12 protein-coding genes are annotated in these 14,394 nt (G+C 71.1%); 7 read left to right on the top strand and 5 right to left on the bottom strand.

What is annotated here, in order from left to right:
* Nucleotides 1-92 precede the first annotated feature (92 nt).
* Together OG917_RS16750 and OG917_RS16755 are read left to right on the top strand one after the other, a co-directional pair.
* Nucleotides 93-944, top strand: a complete 852-nt coding sequence (locus tag OG917_RS16750) for an RNA polymerase sigma factor SigF (protein WP_328318394.1) — start codon at nucleotides 93-95, stop codon at nucleotides 942-944.
* 203 nt (nucleotides 945-1,147) lie between these two features.
* Entirely contained in the window at nucleotides 1,148-1,975 is an 828-nt protein-coding gene (locus OG917_RS16755; RefSeq protein ID WP_328318395.1) for a hypothetical protein, read from the top strand.
* A gap of 63 nt (nucleotides 1,976-2,038) precedes the next feature.
* On the opposite strand, the gene OG917_RS16760 is transcribed toward OG917_RS16755, so the two are convergent.
* Nucleotides 2,039-2,260, bottom strand: a complete 222-nt coding sequence (locus tag OG917_RS16760; RefSeq protein WP_328318396.1) for a hypothetical protein — start codon at nucleotides 2,258-2,260, stop codon at nucleotides 2,039-2,041.
* 222 nt (nucleotides 2,261-2,482) lie between these two features.
* On the opposite strand from OG917_RS16760, the gene OG917_RS16765 reads away from it, so the two are divergent.
* From OG917_RS16765 to OG917_RS16780, 4 genes are all read left to right on the top strand, one after another.
* Nucleotides 2,483-2,974, top strand: a complete 492-nt coding sequence (locus OG917_RS16765) for a MarR family winged helix-turn-helix transcriptional regulator (protein ID WP_328318397.1) — start codon at nucleotides 2,483-2,485, stop codon at nucleotides 2,972-2,974.
* A gap of 19 nt (nucleotides 2,975-2,993) precedes the next feature.
* Entirely contained in the window at nucleotides 2,994-5,498 is a 2,505-nt protein-coding gene (locus OG917_RS16770) for an MFS transporter (protein ID WP_328318398.1), read from the top strand.
* A gap of 144 nt (nucleotides 5,499-5,642) precedes the next feature.
* On the top strand, nucleotides 5,643-6,461 hold the full coding sequence (locus tag OG917_RS16775) for a YceI family protein (protein WP_328318399.1): 819 nt from the start codon (nucleotides 5,643-5,645) through the stop codon (nucleotides 6,459-6,461).
* Between the two features lie 175 nt (nucleotides 6,462-6,636).
* Complete coding sequence (locus OG917_RS16780; RefSeq protein ID WP_328318400.1) at nucleotides 6,637-7,107, top strand: PPOX class F420-dependent oxidoreductase; 471 nt, start codon at nucleotides 6,637-6,639, stop codon at nucleotides 7,105-7,107.
* A gap of 117 nt (nucleotides 7,108-7,224) precedes the next feature.
* On the opposite strand, the gene OG917_RS16785 is transcribed toward OG917_RS16780, so the two are convergent.
* The gene (locus tag OG917_RS16785) at nucleotides 7,225-8,094 is read right to left on the bottom strand and encodes a TetR/AcrR family transcriptional regulator (RefSeq protein ID WP_328318401.1); all 870 of its coding nucleotides are present in this window, start codon (nucleotides 8,092-8,094) and stop codon (nucleotides 7,225-7,227) included.
* A gap of 48 nt (nucleotides 8,095-8,142) precedes the next feature.
* Nucleotides 8,143-9,648 carry an MFS transporter gene (locus OG917_RS16790; protein ID WP_328318402.1) on the bottom strand — a complete coding sequence of 502 codons (1,506 nt, stop codon included), beginning with the start codon at nucleotides 9,646-9,648 and terminating at the stop codon, nucleotides 8,143-8,145.
* A 164-nt stretch (nucleotides 9,649-9,812) separates the two neighbouring features.
* On the opposite strand from OG917_RS16790, the gene OG917_RS16795 reads away from it, so the two are divergent.
* Complete coding sequence (locus OG917_RS16795) at nucleotides 9,813-10,655, top strand: endonuclease/exonuclease/phosphatase family protein (protein WP_328318403.1); 843 nt, start codon at nucleotides 9,813-9,815, stop codon at nucleotides 10,653-10,655.
* Between the two features lie 273 nt (nucleotides 10,656-10,928).
* Here OG917_RS16795 and OG917_RS16800 read toward each other — a convergent pair whose 3' ends face one another.
* Complete coding sequence (locus OG917_RS16800; protein ID WP_328318404.1) at nucleotides 10,929-13,106, bottom strand: glycosyltransferase family 39 protein; 2,178 nt, start codon at nucleotides 13,104-13,106, stop codon at nucleotides 10,929-10,931.
* Entirely contained in the window at nucleotides 13,103-14,368 is a 1,266-nt protein-coding gene (locus OG917_RS16805) for a bifunctional glycosyltransferase family 2/GtrA family protein (protein WP_328318405.1), read from the bottom strand. The genes OG917_RS16800 and OG917_RS16805 overlap by 4 nt, the downstream gene beginning before the upstream one ends.
* Nucleotides 14,369-14,394: the final 26 nt, after the last annotated feature.

Here is a 14,394-nt window from a genome sequence, read left to right on the forward strand (position 1 = left end):
TTGCCGCAGCCCACCCTCCGGTATTCAGGTGGAGGCTGCGTTCCTCCGACGGGAGCGCCCGCCGCGACCGTCCGCGACCTCAAGGGGGTGGCATGTCCGCAGAACAGGGCAGCTCGAAGGTGCTCACGAAAGACGCACCGGAGACACTCAGCTCCGCATTGCCGAGCTCTGGCGCCATCGACACCCGCACTCTGTCCCGCTCCCTTTTCCTGCGGCTCGCCGTACTGGCCTCCCAGGAACCGGACAGCCCGGAGCGCACGTACGTACGGGACACGTTGATCGAGCTCAACCTGCCGCTGGTGCGTTACGCAGCGGCCAGGTTCCGCAGCCGCAACGAGCCCATGGAGGACATCGTCCAGGTCGGAACGATCGGTCTGATCAAGGCGATCGACCGGTTCGACTGCGAACGCGGCGTCGAATTCCCGACGTTCGCGATGCCGACCATCGTCGGCGAGATCAAGCGCTTCTTCCGCGACACCTCCTGGTCGGTGCGGGTACCGCGCCGCCTGCAGGAGCTGCGGCTCGCGCTGACCAAGGCCAGCGACGAACTGGCGCAGAAGCTCGACCGCTCCCCGACCGTCCCCGAACTCGCCCTGGCGCTGGGCGTTTCGGAGGAGGATGTGGTCGACGGACTCGCGGTGGGCAACGCCTACACCGCGTCCTCGCTCGACTCGCCCTCCCCCGAGGACGACGGGGGCGAGGGCTCGCTGGCGGACCGCCTCGGCTACGACGACACGGCCCTGGAGGGAGTCGAGTACCGGGAGTCGCTCAAGCCGCTGCTGGCCAAACTGCCCCCGCGGGAACGGCAGATCATCATGCTGCGGTTCTTCGCCAACATGACGCAGTCGCAGATCGGCGAGGAGGTCGGCATCTCCCAGATGCATGTGTCCCGGCTGCTGACACGGACACTGGCACAGCTGCGGGAAGGGCTGATCGGCGAGTAGACGCCCGGATCCGTACGGAGGGGTTCGGCCGTCCCCGGACTCCTCCGCCTCTTCGCGCCGGCGGGTTCACCCCGCCGGTACGGCCCTCCGCTCCGGCCGGCTCCTCCGGGGCCGGCGGTCATCCGGCCGGGTTCTCCGCGTCCGGCCAGGTTCTCCGCGTCCGCCGGGTTACTAATTGACGACCCGTCAGACACACTGGCGCGATGCGACGCCAGCACGCGGCCATCGCCGCCACCGCAACGGCCCTCTGCCTGGGTGGCCTGGTGGCCGCCTGCGCGGGTGACAGCTCACAGCAGGGCTACGCCGCCGTCGGCGCCGCGGGCGCCGGGCAGCTGCCCACGACACCGGTGCCGCCCTCGGGGAACGTCACCCTGACACCCCTGGACGGGCCAGGAACGGCCGCAGGGCACGGCCATGGGGAAACGCCAGGGCCTGGCGGCCCCACAGCCGGAGAGGGCGCGCAGGGCCCTCCCACGTCCGGTTCCGCACCGCACTCCATGGACCCGGGGGACACCACCGCGGCGAAGGCTCCTGGTTCCACCGGGAGTTCCGGCCATTCAGGCGGGAGTTCCGGCGGGCCGTCCTCCCCGGGCACGAGGACCCCCATCCCGCCCGGCCGTGGCAGCAGCGGAAGCGGCGGGGGCACATCCGAGCCGCCCGAGTCCGGTTCCGGGAACGGGCCTTCGGGGCCGCCCGGCACCACATCGCCCACGGCACCGGCGCGGCCCGCACTGCTGAAGGCGGGCCCTCCCGACCGCGCCGCGACGGACAAGCGCTGGTGCGAGAAAGTGACCGTGCGCTTCAGCAACACCGGCGGTTCACCGGTCACTTCGGGCACGGCCACTTTCTCGACCCACATCATCGGCGGGCTCGGAGTGGACTGGGCGACCCGTACGTCGTCCCAGCCCCTGCCGGGGCCGATCGCCGCCGGCAGGGCCAGGACGAAGACGTACACCGTCTGCGTGGACGACTGGCGGGTGCCACTGGGGATGCACATAGAGACCCGGAAGGTCTCCGTCAGCTGGAAGTGACCCCGGCCGGGCCGGATTCCGGACCCGCCGGGGCCTGCGAGGAAGGAACAGCGGCCGGCGCGGTCAGCCCAGCGCCAGGAACGCGACGGCGGCGAGCACCACGATCACCGCGATGACCCCGGCGATCACGCCGATCCTCGGGCCCGACTGCTGCTGCGGAGCCGCCGCGGGCCGCGTGGCGCCCTGCGGTGCACCGTCGTCGACAAAGGCGCGGAACATCTGGGTGCTGCCCGCCGGGTCGTAGTTGCCCTCGGGGCCTTGGGGCGCTTGGGGGTTGTGTGCCATGAGGCAGGACCCTAGCGAACCCTGCGGTTCCGCCCAACCCCCGGGCTGAGGGCGACACCTTTCGAACACCCTTCCGTCACCTCATTGACCGCACACTTGCGAATATTTTGACTTTCCTTTGCCCTCTGTGGCTCCATTTAATTTGCCTGCAGCAACCAACGGCTTTAATGTTGCCTGAAGCAACAACATAGAGCGTCCACAGACAGCCCACAGGGAGGTGCCGTGGCAGCGCAGAGTCAGTACGAAGAACTGGCCAGGCAGCTGAATGCCATCGGCGCCGTCAAGCGTGGCCTCTCCCGCATCCTCCCGCCGGAATGCCCGCCCGGGTCGGCAGCCGTGCTCTCCCTGCTGGGCCAGCACGGCGAGATGCGGATGAGCAGGCTCGCCGAATTGCTCGCCGTTGACATGTCGGTCACCAGCCGCCATGTCGCACACGTAGCGGAGCGCGGCTGGATCGAGCGGTCCCCGGACCCCGCCGACCGGCGCTCCCGCATCCTGCGGCTCACCCCCGCAGGCAACGACATGCTCGGCATGCTCGCCGAGCGCCACATCGAAGCCCTCGCTCGCACCCTCAGCGACTGGTCCGACGACGAGGTCGGGCAGCTCAACGTGCTCCTGGACCGCCTGCGCGCCAGCTTCGGCGACTGCCGGGCCTGGACCGGGCAGCACGAGCACACCCGTACATCCGCAGAAACCCGCGTATCACCCGCGTAAGTAGAGACTAAGGAATTCCATGGCTACGACCACACCGGCCGGTGTGCGGGGCGGCCACGCCAAGCACGGGGGGTCACCCGCCCCCGACGGCAGTGCGCCGATGACCCACCGGCAGATCATGGAGGCCCTCTCGGGCCTGTTGCTCGGGATGTTCGTCGCGATCCTGTCGTCGACGATCGTCACCAACGCGCTGCCGAAGATCGTCTCGGATCTGCACGGCAGCCAGTCCTCGTACACCTGGGTCGTCACCGCGTCCCTGCTGGCCATGACGGCGACCACGCCCCTCTGGGGCAAGCTCTCCGACCTGTTCAGCAAGAAGCTGCTCGTCCAGATAGCGCTGATCATCTACGTTCTGGGCTCGGCCGCCGCCGGTCTCTCCCAGAACTCGTCGACGCTGATCATCTTCCGTGTCGTCCAGGGCATCGGCGTCGGCGGGCTCTCCGCCCTCGCGCAGATCGTCATGGCCGCGATGATCTCCCCGCGCGAGCGGGGCAGGTACAGCGGTTACCTCGGCGCCACCTTCGCGGTCGCGACCGTCGCGGGCCCGCTCCTCGGCGGTGTCATCACGGACACCAGCTGGCTCGGCTGGCGCTGGTGCTTCTACGTCGGCGTGCCCTTCGCGATCATCGCGCTGATCGTCCTGCAGAAGACCCTGAAGCTCCCCGTCATCAAGCGGGAGGTCAAGGTCGACTGGGGCGGCGCGTTCTTCATCGCCGCCGCCGTCTCCCTGCTGATGGTCTGGATCACCTTCGCCGGTGACAAGTACGACTGGATGTCCTGGCAGACGGGCGCCATGGTGGGCGGTTCGGTCGTCCTGGGCCTGCTCTTCATGCTCGTCGAGTCCAAGGCCGCCGAGCCGATCATCCCGCTGCGTCTCTTCCGCAACCCGACGATCACGCTCGCCTCGATCGGTTCGCTCTTCGTCGGCGTCGCGATGTTCTCCGGCACCGTCTTCTTCAGCCAGTACTTCCAGCTGGCGCGCGGCAAGTCGCCGACGATGTCCGGTGTGATGACGATCCCGATGATCGGTGGTCTGTTCATCTCGTCGACGCTCTCGGGGCAGTTCATCACCCGGACGGGCAAGTGGAAGATCTGGCTGGTCAGCGGCGGTGTGCTGGTGACTGCCGGGCTCGGCCTGCTCTCCACCATCCGGTACGACACCACGTACTGGCACGTGGCGATCTTCATGGCCCTGATGGGTCTCGGCATCGGCATGATGATGCAGAACCTGGTGCTCTGCACGCAGAACCAGGTCTCGCAGAAGGACCTCGGCTCGGCGTCCTCCACCGTCTCGTTCTTCCGCTCCCTCGGTGGCGCGGTCGGCGTCTCGGCACTGGGCGCGGTGCTCGCCAACCGGGTCACCCACTTCGTCACCGACGGTCTCCACGACCTCGGTCCGAAGGGTGCGGCCCTGGCCGGCAAGGGCATGGGCGACGGTTCGGTCCCCGACATCGCCGCCCTGCCGCAGCCGCTGCGCTCCATCATGGAGAGTGCGTACGGCCACGGCGTCGCCGACGTCTTCCTCTACGCGGCGGCCTGTGCGCTGCTGGCCTTCCTGGTGACACTCTTCATCAAGGAGGTCCCGCTGCGGACCCGCGCCGTCGGCGCACCGGAGCAGGAAGCGCCCGTCGAGGCCGTACCAGTGGCGGCTGTGCCCGCCGGCGGAGTCCCGGCCCACACCGTTCCGAACCCCACAGTTACATTCGACAGTGGCCCCACCACTGAGGAGACGATGCCGATGCAGTCCGCCCCCACCCCAGGTATCACGATCCACGGTGTCGTGAGGGGCGCCGAGGGCGCCCCGGTCGGCCAGGCCGCCGTCACGCTGATCTCGCTGGCCGGACGCCAGCTGGGCCGCGCGGTGGCACAGGCCGACGGCAGTTACGCGGTGGACGCGCCGGGCTCCGGCTCGTACGTCCTGATCGCGTCCGCCGACAGCTTCCAGCCGCAGGCCTCCACGGTCTCCGTCGGGGAAGAGGCCCTGTCGTACGACATCCTCCTCTCCGGTACGAGCGGTCTGTCCGGATTCGTGAAGTCCGCCGACGGCGGCAAGGCCGTCGAGGGCGCGATGGTCGTCGTCACCGATGTGCGTGGCGACGTGCTGGCCACCGGCAAGACCGGTGTACAGGGCGAGTTCACCTTCGGCGAGATGATCCCCGGATCGGTGACCGTCGCGGTGAACGCGACCGGTTTCCGGCCGATGGCCCTCCCGGTGGACGTCAGCGGTCACGGTGTGACCCGTATCGAGGTCGCGCTGGAGTCCGGTTCGCTGGTCCAGGGTGTCGTACGCGGCGGTGCCGACCGGCGCCCGCTGCCCGACGCCCGGGTGACCCTCGTGGACGCCGCGGGCAACGTGGTGGCCACCGCCACCACCGGACCCGACGGGGCCTACGGTTTCGCCGACCTCAACTCGGGCGACTACACGGTCATCGCGACGGGTTACCCGCCTGTAGCGGGCTCGTTGAGCGTCGTGGGAAGCGGCATCGACGGACACGACATCGAACTGGCCCACCCGGGCGAGTAGTCACCAGGCTGCCCCAGCGGATGCGGGGCACGTCGGGGCCCGGTCCGGCCGGGCCCCTTCAAGCCCCGGACGCGGTGGTGGCGGGCAGGGGACGGCCCGCCACCACCGCCCGGGGCCCACTTTTTTGAAGGAGAGAGAACGGGAATGGGACTTCGCGCACAGGTACGGACGCGCGACGGCTGGGCGGTCCAGCACGCCGTGGTGACCGTGACCGACATGACCGGTGCCCAGGTACTGCGGGCGCAGGTGAGCGAGGACGGCACGGTCAGCGCCGACGCGGCCCTGGCACCCGGCCCGCACACCGTGATCGTGACGGCCGTCGGCTACGCGCCCGCCGCGTCCACGGCGTTCGTCACGGCGAGCGGTCGTGCCGACGTCGGCACGGTCGTACTGGCCAGGCAGGGCGGCGTGGAACTCCCGCCGCCCGGCACCTGGACACTGGATCCGGCGCACTCGTCGGTGGGCGCGGTCGCCCAGCACCTGGGCATCTCCAGCGTGCACGGCCGGTTCACCGAGTTCGTCGGACGCATCGAGATCGCCGAGGACGTCGAGAAGTCGCGGGTCGAGGCGGTCATCGCTGCGGCCTCGATCGACACGGGCAACGGTATGCGCGACGGCCACCTGAAGTCCGCGGACTTCCTGGACGTCGAGAGCTACCCCCAGATCACCTACAGCAGCACCGGGATCACCCCCGCTGGACCGGACCGCTGGACGGTGCACGGCGAACTGGCGCTGCACGGTGTCGCCCGCGAGGTCGACCTGGACCTGAGCTACCTGGGTACGGGGCCGGACCCGTGGGGCGGCGTGCGCGCGGCCTTCCACGCGACGGCCGAACTGCGCCGCGAGGACTTCGCGATGAACTACAACCAGGTCGTCCAGGCGGGCATCTCCGCCATCGGCACCACGCTCAAGGTCTCTCTGGACATCCAGGCCGTCCAGGGCGACTCCCTGCCGACCGCCTGACCTGCCGCACGGTCCCCCGCGGACCACCGCGCCCGGTCCTCGCAGCGCCGCGTTCCGCGCTGCGAGGACCGGGCGTTCTGCTGTGCGCAGCCGGGTGTGCCGGGCCTCCGGGAGCCGCTCCGGCGTGCTCGCGTCGGCCGCCCCCGCCGGTCGCGGTGCGACGTATCGTGCAGCCATGGCACCCAACATCGCGACCAACACCCCCGTGGAACTGCCCGGGCTGCTGGACTTCGTACGCCCCAGGCACCGCGCGATCCTGCTCACCACCCGCTCCGACGGCCGCCCCCAGGGCTCCCCGCTGACCTGCGGAGTGGACGACGCGGGGCGGATCGTCCTGTCGACCTACCCCGAGCGGGCCAAGACCCGCAACGTCCGCCGCGACGCGCGGGTGAGCGTCATCGTGCTGTCGGACGAGTGGAACGGTCCGTGGGTCCAGATCGACGGTGCGGGCGAGGTCATCGACTCCCCGGAATCGGTGGAGCCCCTGGTCGAGTACTTCCGCACCATCTCCGGTGAGCACCCCGACTGGGACGAGTACCGCGCTGCCATGGTCAAGCAGGGCAAGTCGATCATCCGGATCACCCCGGAGCGGTGGAGCCCGATCGCGACCGGCGGCTTCCCGGCGCGGCTGGCCGAGGACGGCTGAGACGGGTGGCTCCGGTACCCGGGGCCGCCACGGGCCCCGGGGCACCCGCGGTGCGGGCCGCAGCGCTGCCGCCCGCCCGGGCAGCAGCGAGCCGCCGCGCGACGGCCGCCGCGCGCGTCACCCGCCGCCGGGCTCCCCGGCCGTGCCCTCGCCGCGCTTGGCCTCGATGCCCGCGATGAGCAGATCCAGTGCGAAATCGAAGTCACGCTCCCGCATCTCCTCGACCGTGTCACCACCCCGGGCCGCCATCACGTCCTGTGCCTGCTCGAACGTCCGCCGCAGTGAAGGCTGTTCGCTGATGTGTCCCATGGCGTGCCGGTGGTACTCGTCCTGGGTCATCCCGGCCCGTGCGCAGCGGTCCCTGAAGTGGCCCTCGACGGTGCCGAACCCGTAGACGAACTGGAAGACCGCCGCGAGTCCGCCGGTCTGGCCGCGCAGCGGGAGGTCGGCGCTGCGCATCACGTCATGGGAGGCCGCGGCGAACTCCACCGCGTTCGGGCCGATGTTGAGGAACACGCCGACGAGCGGGGACACCCAGGGGTGGCGCACCAGGAGACTCCGGTACCCGGCGGCGAGGCCGCGCAGCCGGGTGCGCCAGTCCGCGCCGTCCCCCGCGGGCCGGCCGTCGTCGGACCGGCCGTCTTCGGACCGGCCGTCGGGTCCACTGTGCGTATCCGCATCCGCATCCGCCCCGGTCCCGGGCAGTTCCAGCTCGCCCATCACCGCGTCCAGGGCCAGTTCGAGGAGGTCGTCCTTGGTGTCCACGTACCAGTAGACCGACATGGCGGTGACACCGAGCTCGGCGGCGAGACGGCGCATCGAGAACTTCGCCAGGCCCTCGGAGTCCAGCAACCGCACCGTCGCCGCTGTGATCTTGCCCAGGTCGAGCCCGGCAGGCTGGTCCGTTCTGCGGGTGCGCGTCACCCTCTCGCCCAGCCAGACACTGGTCCGCGCGGGACCCTTCGCACGGTCGGCTGCGGTCACCATGGCGCGCCTCCTCCGGAACATGTGGATCCACCGGTACCGATATCGATGTTAGGCCGCTGTCACCCCTGCATCTCCCCGCTCGGCCCGCCGGAGGAGTACGGCAGCGAGGAGCCCGCCGACCAGTACCGCCGCTGCGCCCACCAGTTGGCTGGTCTGCACCCCCGAGGCGAAAGCGTCCGCGACCCGGCCACGCTCGCCCGGACCGTCGGCGGCGGCGAGAGCGGCGGGCAGCGAGGCGGCGCCCAGCGCCGCGGGCAGGAGGGACCCGAAGCGGGAGTTGAGGACGGCACCGAGCACGGCGACACCGAGGCCGTTGCCGAACTCGGCGAGGGTGCCGTTGACCCCCGCACCGACCCCGGCCTTCTCCGGCGGGATCGCGCTCATGATCGCGTTGGCCATCGCGGGCATGGCGAACGCGATTCCGGCGCCCATGACGACCAGCCCCAGCAGCATGCCGGGGTAACTGTGCCCGCCGAGCAGGGCGATGGCCGCGAGACCGGCGGCGAGCGCGGTCATCCCGGCGGCGATGGTGCCCGGCGTCCCGATCCGGGGCAGCAGCTTGGCGGAGACCCCCGTGAGGTTCAGGGCCACGATGGTGAGCGCCAGCGGTGCGGTCCGCAGGCCCGCGGCCAGGGGCCCGTAGCCCAGCACGAACTGCAGGTGCTGGGTGAGCAGGAAGAGTGAGCCGCCCATCCCGAAGGCGACCAGGATCGCGCCGGCGACCGCGCCGACGAAGCGCTGGTTGCGGAAGAAGTGCATATCCAGCATGGGGAAGGGGATGTGCAGTTCCCAGGCGACGAAGACGGCCAGGAAGACGACGCCGGTGACGGCGGAGACGGTGACATGGGTGGAGGTCCAGCCGTGCGCGGGGCCCGAGATGATCGCGTACACGACCGCGGTCATGCCGACGGTGGAGAGCAGTGCGCCGAGCAGGTCGGGGCGGTCACCCGACGGGTTCTTGGACTCCGGTACGAGGGCGACGACGGCGCCGAGCGCGACGACGGCCACGGGGATGTTGACCAGGAAGATCGCGCCCCACCAGAAGTGGTCGAGCAGCACGCCGCCGATGAGCGGTCCGACGGCGAAGCCGAGCGAGTTGACCGTGGACCAGAGACCGATGGCCTTGACGCGCTCGGTGTTGTCGAAGATCTGGACGACGACGGCGAGGGTGGTGGTCATCAGCAGGGCGCCGCCGATGCCCATGCCCGCACGGGCGGCGATCAGCTGTCCGGTGGACTGGGCGAGCCCGGCGACGAGCGACCCGGCCCCGAAGAGCGCGAGGCCCGCGATCAGCATCTTCTTCCGGCCGTAGCGGTCCGCCGAACTGCCCGCCGTGAGCAGCAGACCGGACTGCACCAGCGAGTACGCGTTGATCATCCACTGGATGTCGGCGGTGGACGCGTGCAGGTCTGTGGTGAGCGAGGGGATCGCGACGTTGAGGACGGTGTTGTCGAGCAGCACAGTCAGCTCGGCGAGGCAGATCACGCCGAGGATCACCCAGCGCTGGGGGTGCCGGGTGGTGGCGCTCTCGTGCTCGGCGGCGGTGGCCGTCATGCCGGCTCCTGGTTCATGGGTGCGGGGGCGTGGGCTCGTGGCTCGGTGGTCGTTCGTACGGTCGGGGCGGTGCGGGACCGACCGTGGAGTTCTACACCGTAAAGGAAATCCTTCTACGGCGTAAAGCCGTTTTGCGCCGAACCGCTTGCGGGTAGTTACGTCCGATGAAGCTGACTGGTCGTGTTGCTGAAGTGCTTCTGGTCTCCGGTCTCCTGGCGGCGCTTGCCGTGCCCCAGGCCCAGGCGCGGGCGCGGGTGCAGGAGCCTGCTGCCGGCGCCCACGGCCGTGATGTCCCGCTGCGGGTCGCCTCGTACAACATCCATGCGGGCGCCGGCATGGACAACGTCTTCGACCTCGACCGGCAGGCGGCCGCCCTGCGCGGGCTGCACGCGGATGTGATCGGGCTGGAGGAGGTCGACGTCCACTGGGACGCGCGCAGCGAGTGGCGCGATGTGGCGGGCGAGCTGGCGGAACGGCTCGGGATGCAGGTGTCCTTCGCCCCGATATACAGCGTCGACGGGCGGGAATTCGGGGTGGCCGTGCTCTCGAAGTACCGCATCCTGAAAGCCGTGAATCACAAGATCACCCGCCTCTCCACCCAGGACCCGAACCCGGTTCCCGCACCGGCGCCCGGCTTCGGTGAGGTCGAGCTGCGGGTGAAGGGCGTGCCGCTCCACGTGTACGTGACGCACCTGGACTACCGCACCGACCCCTCCGTACGGGTGAGTCAGGTCGCCGACACCCGCCGCATCATGGGGCAGGACCCGAACCGGAAGATCCTGCTGGGCGACTTCAACGCGAACCCGGACGCACCGGAGCTGGCGCCGCTGTGGCGCGAGCTGACGGACGTGGAGCCGGGCGGGCCGACGTTCCCCGCCCTGAATCCGGCCCGGCGGATCGACTACGTGGCGGTGTCCCGGGGCATCGCGGTGCGCGGCGCCGGGGTGGCCGACACTCTCGCGTCCGACCACCGGCCGATCGTGGCGGATCTGTCGCTGACCCGGTAGGTGCCGGGCGCGGAAGCGCGCCGGACGGCAGACAGCGGGCGGCTCGGGGCTGAGCGGCAGACGCCGGGCGCGGCTCGCGGGGCCGGACAGCTCGGGGCTCCGGCGGATCGTGCTGCCGGGCGGGCCGGGGCCGGCCCGTGGCAGTACGGAAGAGGCGGTACGGAAGAAGCGGGGCGGGGAGTCCGGCTCCCCGCCCCGCCTCTCCGGGCCCGCGCTGCCGGAGGGGTCCGGCTGTCCGAGCCCGGCCCCTCCGGCCCCTCCGGCCCTGCGCCTTCAGTCGGCGCTCTTCACCTGCGTCAGGTCGTACAGCGTCACCGATCCCACCGTCACCTTCACGAACCGCCCCTCGATCCAGGACGTGATCTTCGAAGCGGAACCGCTGCCGGAACCACCGGGACCCGTACCGCCGCCCATTCCCCCGCCGGAGACGAAGTAGTGGATCTTCCCGGCAGCCACGTACCGCTTGAACTGCGCGAGCGTGGGCGAGGGATCGCTGCCGTTGAAGCCGCCGATCGCCATCACCGGCTTCTCGGTCGCGAGCTGGTAACTCGCGGCGTTCTGCGACCCGATGGCCGCGGCCATCCAGGTGTAATCGTCGGCATGGGCACTGACCTTGGTCCTCACCGCGGCGCTGACCTGCTGGCCGTCGAGCAGACCGCCCATGCCGCCACCGCCTCCGAACCCGCCCTCGGCCATCGCGCCGCCCGGCCCGCCACCGAACCCGCCCCGGCCGCCCTGCCCCCGGCCCTGCCCCTGCTGCCCGCCGGGGCCGTTGCCAGGGGCCTGCCCGGCCGCCCCCGCCGGGCCGTTCGTGCCGGTCTGCCCCGGCCGGCCGGGGAGCCCGGTCCTGCCGTTCTTCCCGTTGGGCGCCTGGCCCGCCCGCGGGCCGCCCCGGCCGCCTCCGCCGGGGCCGCCGCCCGGGCCGCCCATCCGGCTCGCTCCGGCGGGGCCCGCCGTCACGATCGAGCCGGTGTGCGCGCTGTTCAGCGTGGACACCGTGTACGCGAACGGCGCAGCCAGCGAGGCCACCATTCCCACGCCCGCTGCGCCCAGCGCGAGCCGTCGGCTGAGCCGGCCCGCCACCGCGAGGCAGACCGCCGCCAGGAGACCCACGACCAGCACGGTCCACCGCAGCCAGGGCAGGTAGTCAGGTGTCCGCCCCAGCAGCACGTACGCCCAGACCGCGGTCGCCGCGACCGTGACGCCGAGCACCGCGGACCAGACGAATCGGCCGCGTTCCTCCCAGAGGACCGTGACGCCCATGCCGACGAGGGCTGCGACGTAAGGGGCCAGCGCCACCGTGTAGTACTGGTGGAAGATCCCGGCCATGAAGCTGAAGATCACCGCGGTCATCAGCAGCGAGCCGCCCCACACCAGGAACGCGCCGCGCGCGGTCTCCGTACGCCTGGCCCGCCAGGTGATGGCCACCCCCGCGGCCAGCAGGATCAGCGCGGCGGGCAGCAGCCACGAAATCTGGCTCCCGATCTCGGAGTTGAACATCCGGCCGAGGCCGGTCGCTCCCCAGCCGCCGCCCATGCCGCCACCGCCGCCACCGCCACCGCCTCCGACGCTGCCGGTCTCGTCACCGCTGATCCGGCCCAGACCGTTGTAGCCGAAGGTGAGCTCCAGGAACGAGTTGTTCTGCGAGCCGCCGATGTACGGGCGGGAGGACGCGGGCCACAGCTCGACGATCGCCGTCCACCAGCCGCCCGCGACGACCATCGCCCCCGCGGAGAGGCCGATCTGGGCCAGCCGCCTGCGCACCGGCACCGGCGCGAACACCGCGTACACCACGGCCAGCGGCGGCAGGATCAGGAAGGCCTGGAGCGTCTTGGTCAGAAAGGCGAACCCGATCGCGACACCCGCCCACACCAGCCACTTGGTCCGCCCGTCCTCCAGAGCCCGCAGCACCAGGTAGACGGTGACCGTCATCAGCAGCGCGAGCAGCGCGTCGGGGTTGTTGAAGCGGAACATCAGCGCCGCGACCGGCGTGGTCGCCAGCACACCGGCCGCGATGAGGCCTGCCGCCGCACTGAACCGGCGCCGCACCGCCGCGTACAGCACCGCGACCGTGCCGGTGCCCATCAGCACCTGCGGGACGAGGACCGCCCAGGAGCTCAGCCCGAAGATCCGCACCGAGAGCGCCATCGGCCAGAGGGCGGCCGGGGGCTTGTCGACGGTGATGGCGTTGGCCGAGTCGAGCGAGCCGAAGAAGAGGGCCTTCCAGCTCGCTCCGCCGGCCTGGGCCGCCGCCGAGTAGAAGGAGTTGGCGTATCCGGAGGCACTCAGGTCCCAGAGGTACGCGACGAGGGTGAGCAGCAGCAGCGCGAGGAGAGCGGGCCGCGCCCAGCGGGGGTCCTCGGCGCGTCCGCGCCACAGCCGGGCGGGACGCGGACGCCCCGACGGCGGTGCGGCGGTGGCTGGGATCTGGTGGATGTCGGCGGTGGTCATCGTGCAGTCCTCGGGTCGTCGGTGCGCCGCTCGGGGAACACCCAGGCGCGGAAGAGCAGGAAGCGCAGCACCGTCGCTGCGAGGTTGGCCGCGATCAGCACCGCGAGCTCGGTGCCGTGCGAGGGGTCGTCGGACGCCGCGCCGAGCGCGGCGAGGGACCCACTGGTGAGAGCGAGGCCGATCGCGAACACGACCAGCCCCTGGGCCTGATGGCGTACGGCGCTGTCCCGGCCGCTCACCCCGAAGGTGAGCCTCCGGTTGGCGGCGGTGTTGATCAGCGCCGAGACCAGCAGGGCGCCCGCGTTGGCGAGCTGGGGGCTCACCCCCGTACGGAACAGGGAGTACAGCAGCAGATAGAGCAGGGTGGAGAGCGCCCCGACGACACAGAAGCCGACCAGCTGGCGGGCCAGCCCGCCGGGGACGCCGGGCAGTTCGCGGTCGCGCGGATCCTCCCCGAAGGGGCGCGCGAGCCGGTCGAGCGGGAGCGCGCCGACACCCAGCGCACGCCCCACCCGCCAGACGCCCTTGAGGTCGTCGACGGCGGTCCGCACCAGGTGCACGGTGGACTCCGGGTCGTCGACCCAGTCGACCGGCACCTCATGGATCCGCAGCCCGGCCCGTTCCGCGACCACCAGCATCTCGGTGTCGAAGAACCACCCGGTGTCCTCGACCATCGGCAGGAGCCGCTGCGCGACATCCCTGCGGATCGCTTTGAATCCGCACTGGGCATCGGTGAAGCGGGCGGAGAGCGACGAGCGCAGGATCAGGTTGTACGCGCGCGAGATGAACTCGCGCTTGGGGCCGCGCACCACGCGCGAACTCCGCGTGAGCCGGGAGCCGATGGCGAGATCGGAGTGGCCCGAGATCAGCGGGGCCACCAGCGGCAGCAGCGCGTTGAGGCCGGTGGACAGGTCGACGTCCATATAGGCGAGAACCGGGGAGTCGGACGCGGACCACACGCTCCGCAGCGCCCGCCCCCGGCCCTTCTGGTCGAGCCGGACGGCCCGCACCTCGTCCAGCATCGCTTCGAGTCCCGCGGAGACCTCGGGCGTCCGGTCGGTGCTCGCGTTGTCGGCGATCGTGATCCGGAAGCTGTACGGGAACGTCCGGGCGAGGTGGTCACGGAGCCGCACCACACAGGGTTCGAGGTCCTTCTCCTCGTTGTACACGGGGATCACCACATCGAGCACGGGGGCGTCGGCCGCTGTCACGGGGAGAGGCTCCCGCGCCGGCAGGGTGCCCGGAGAAGTGTCGGTTCGCATACCGACGACACTCGCCAGTGGCGCTG

The organism is Streptomyces sp. NBC_00388 (assembly GCF_036061255.1).
Taxonomy (GTDB): Bacteria; Actinomycetota; Actinomycetes; order Streptomycetales; family Streptomycetaceae; genus Streptomyces.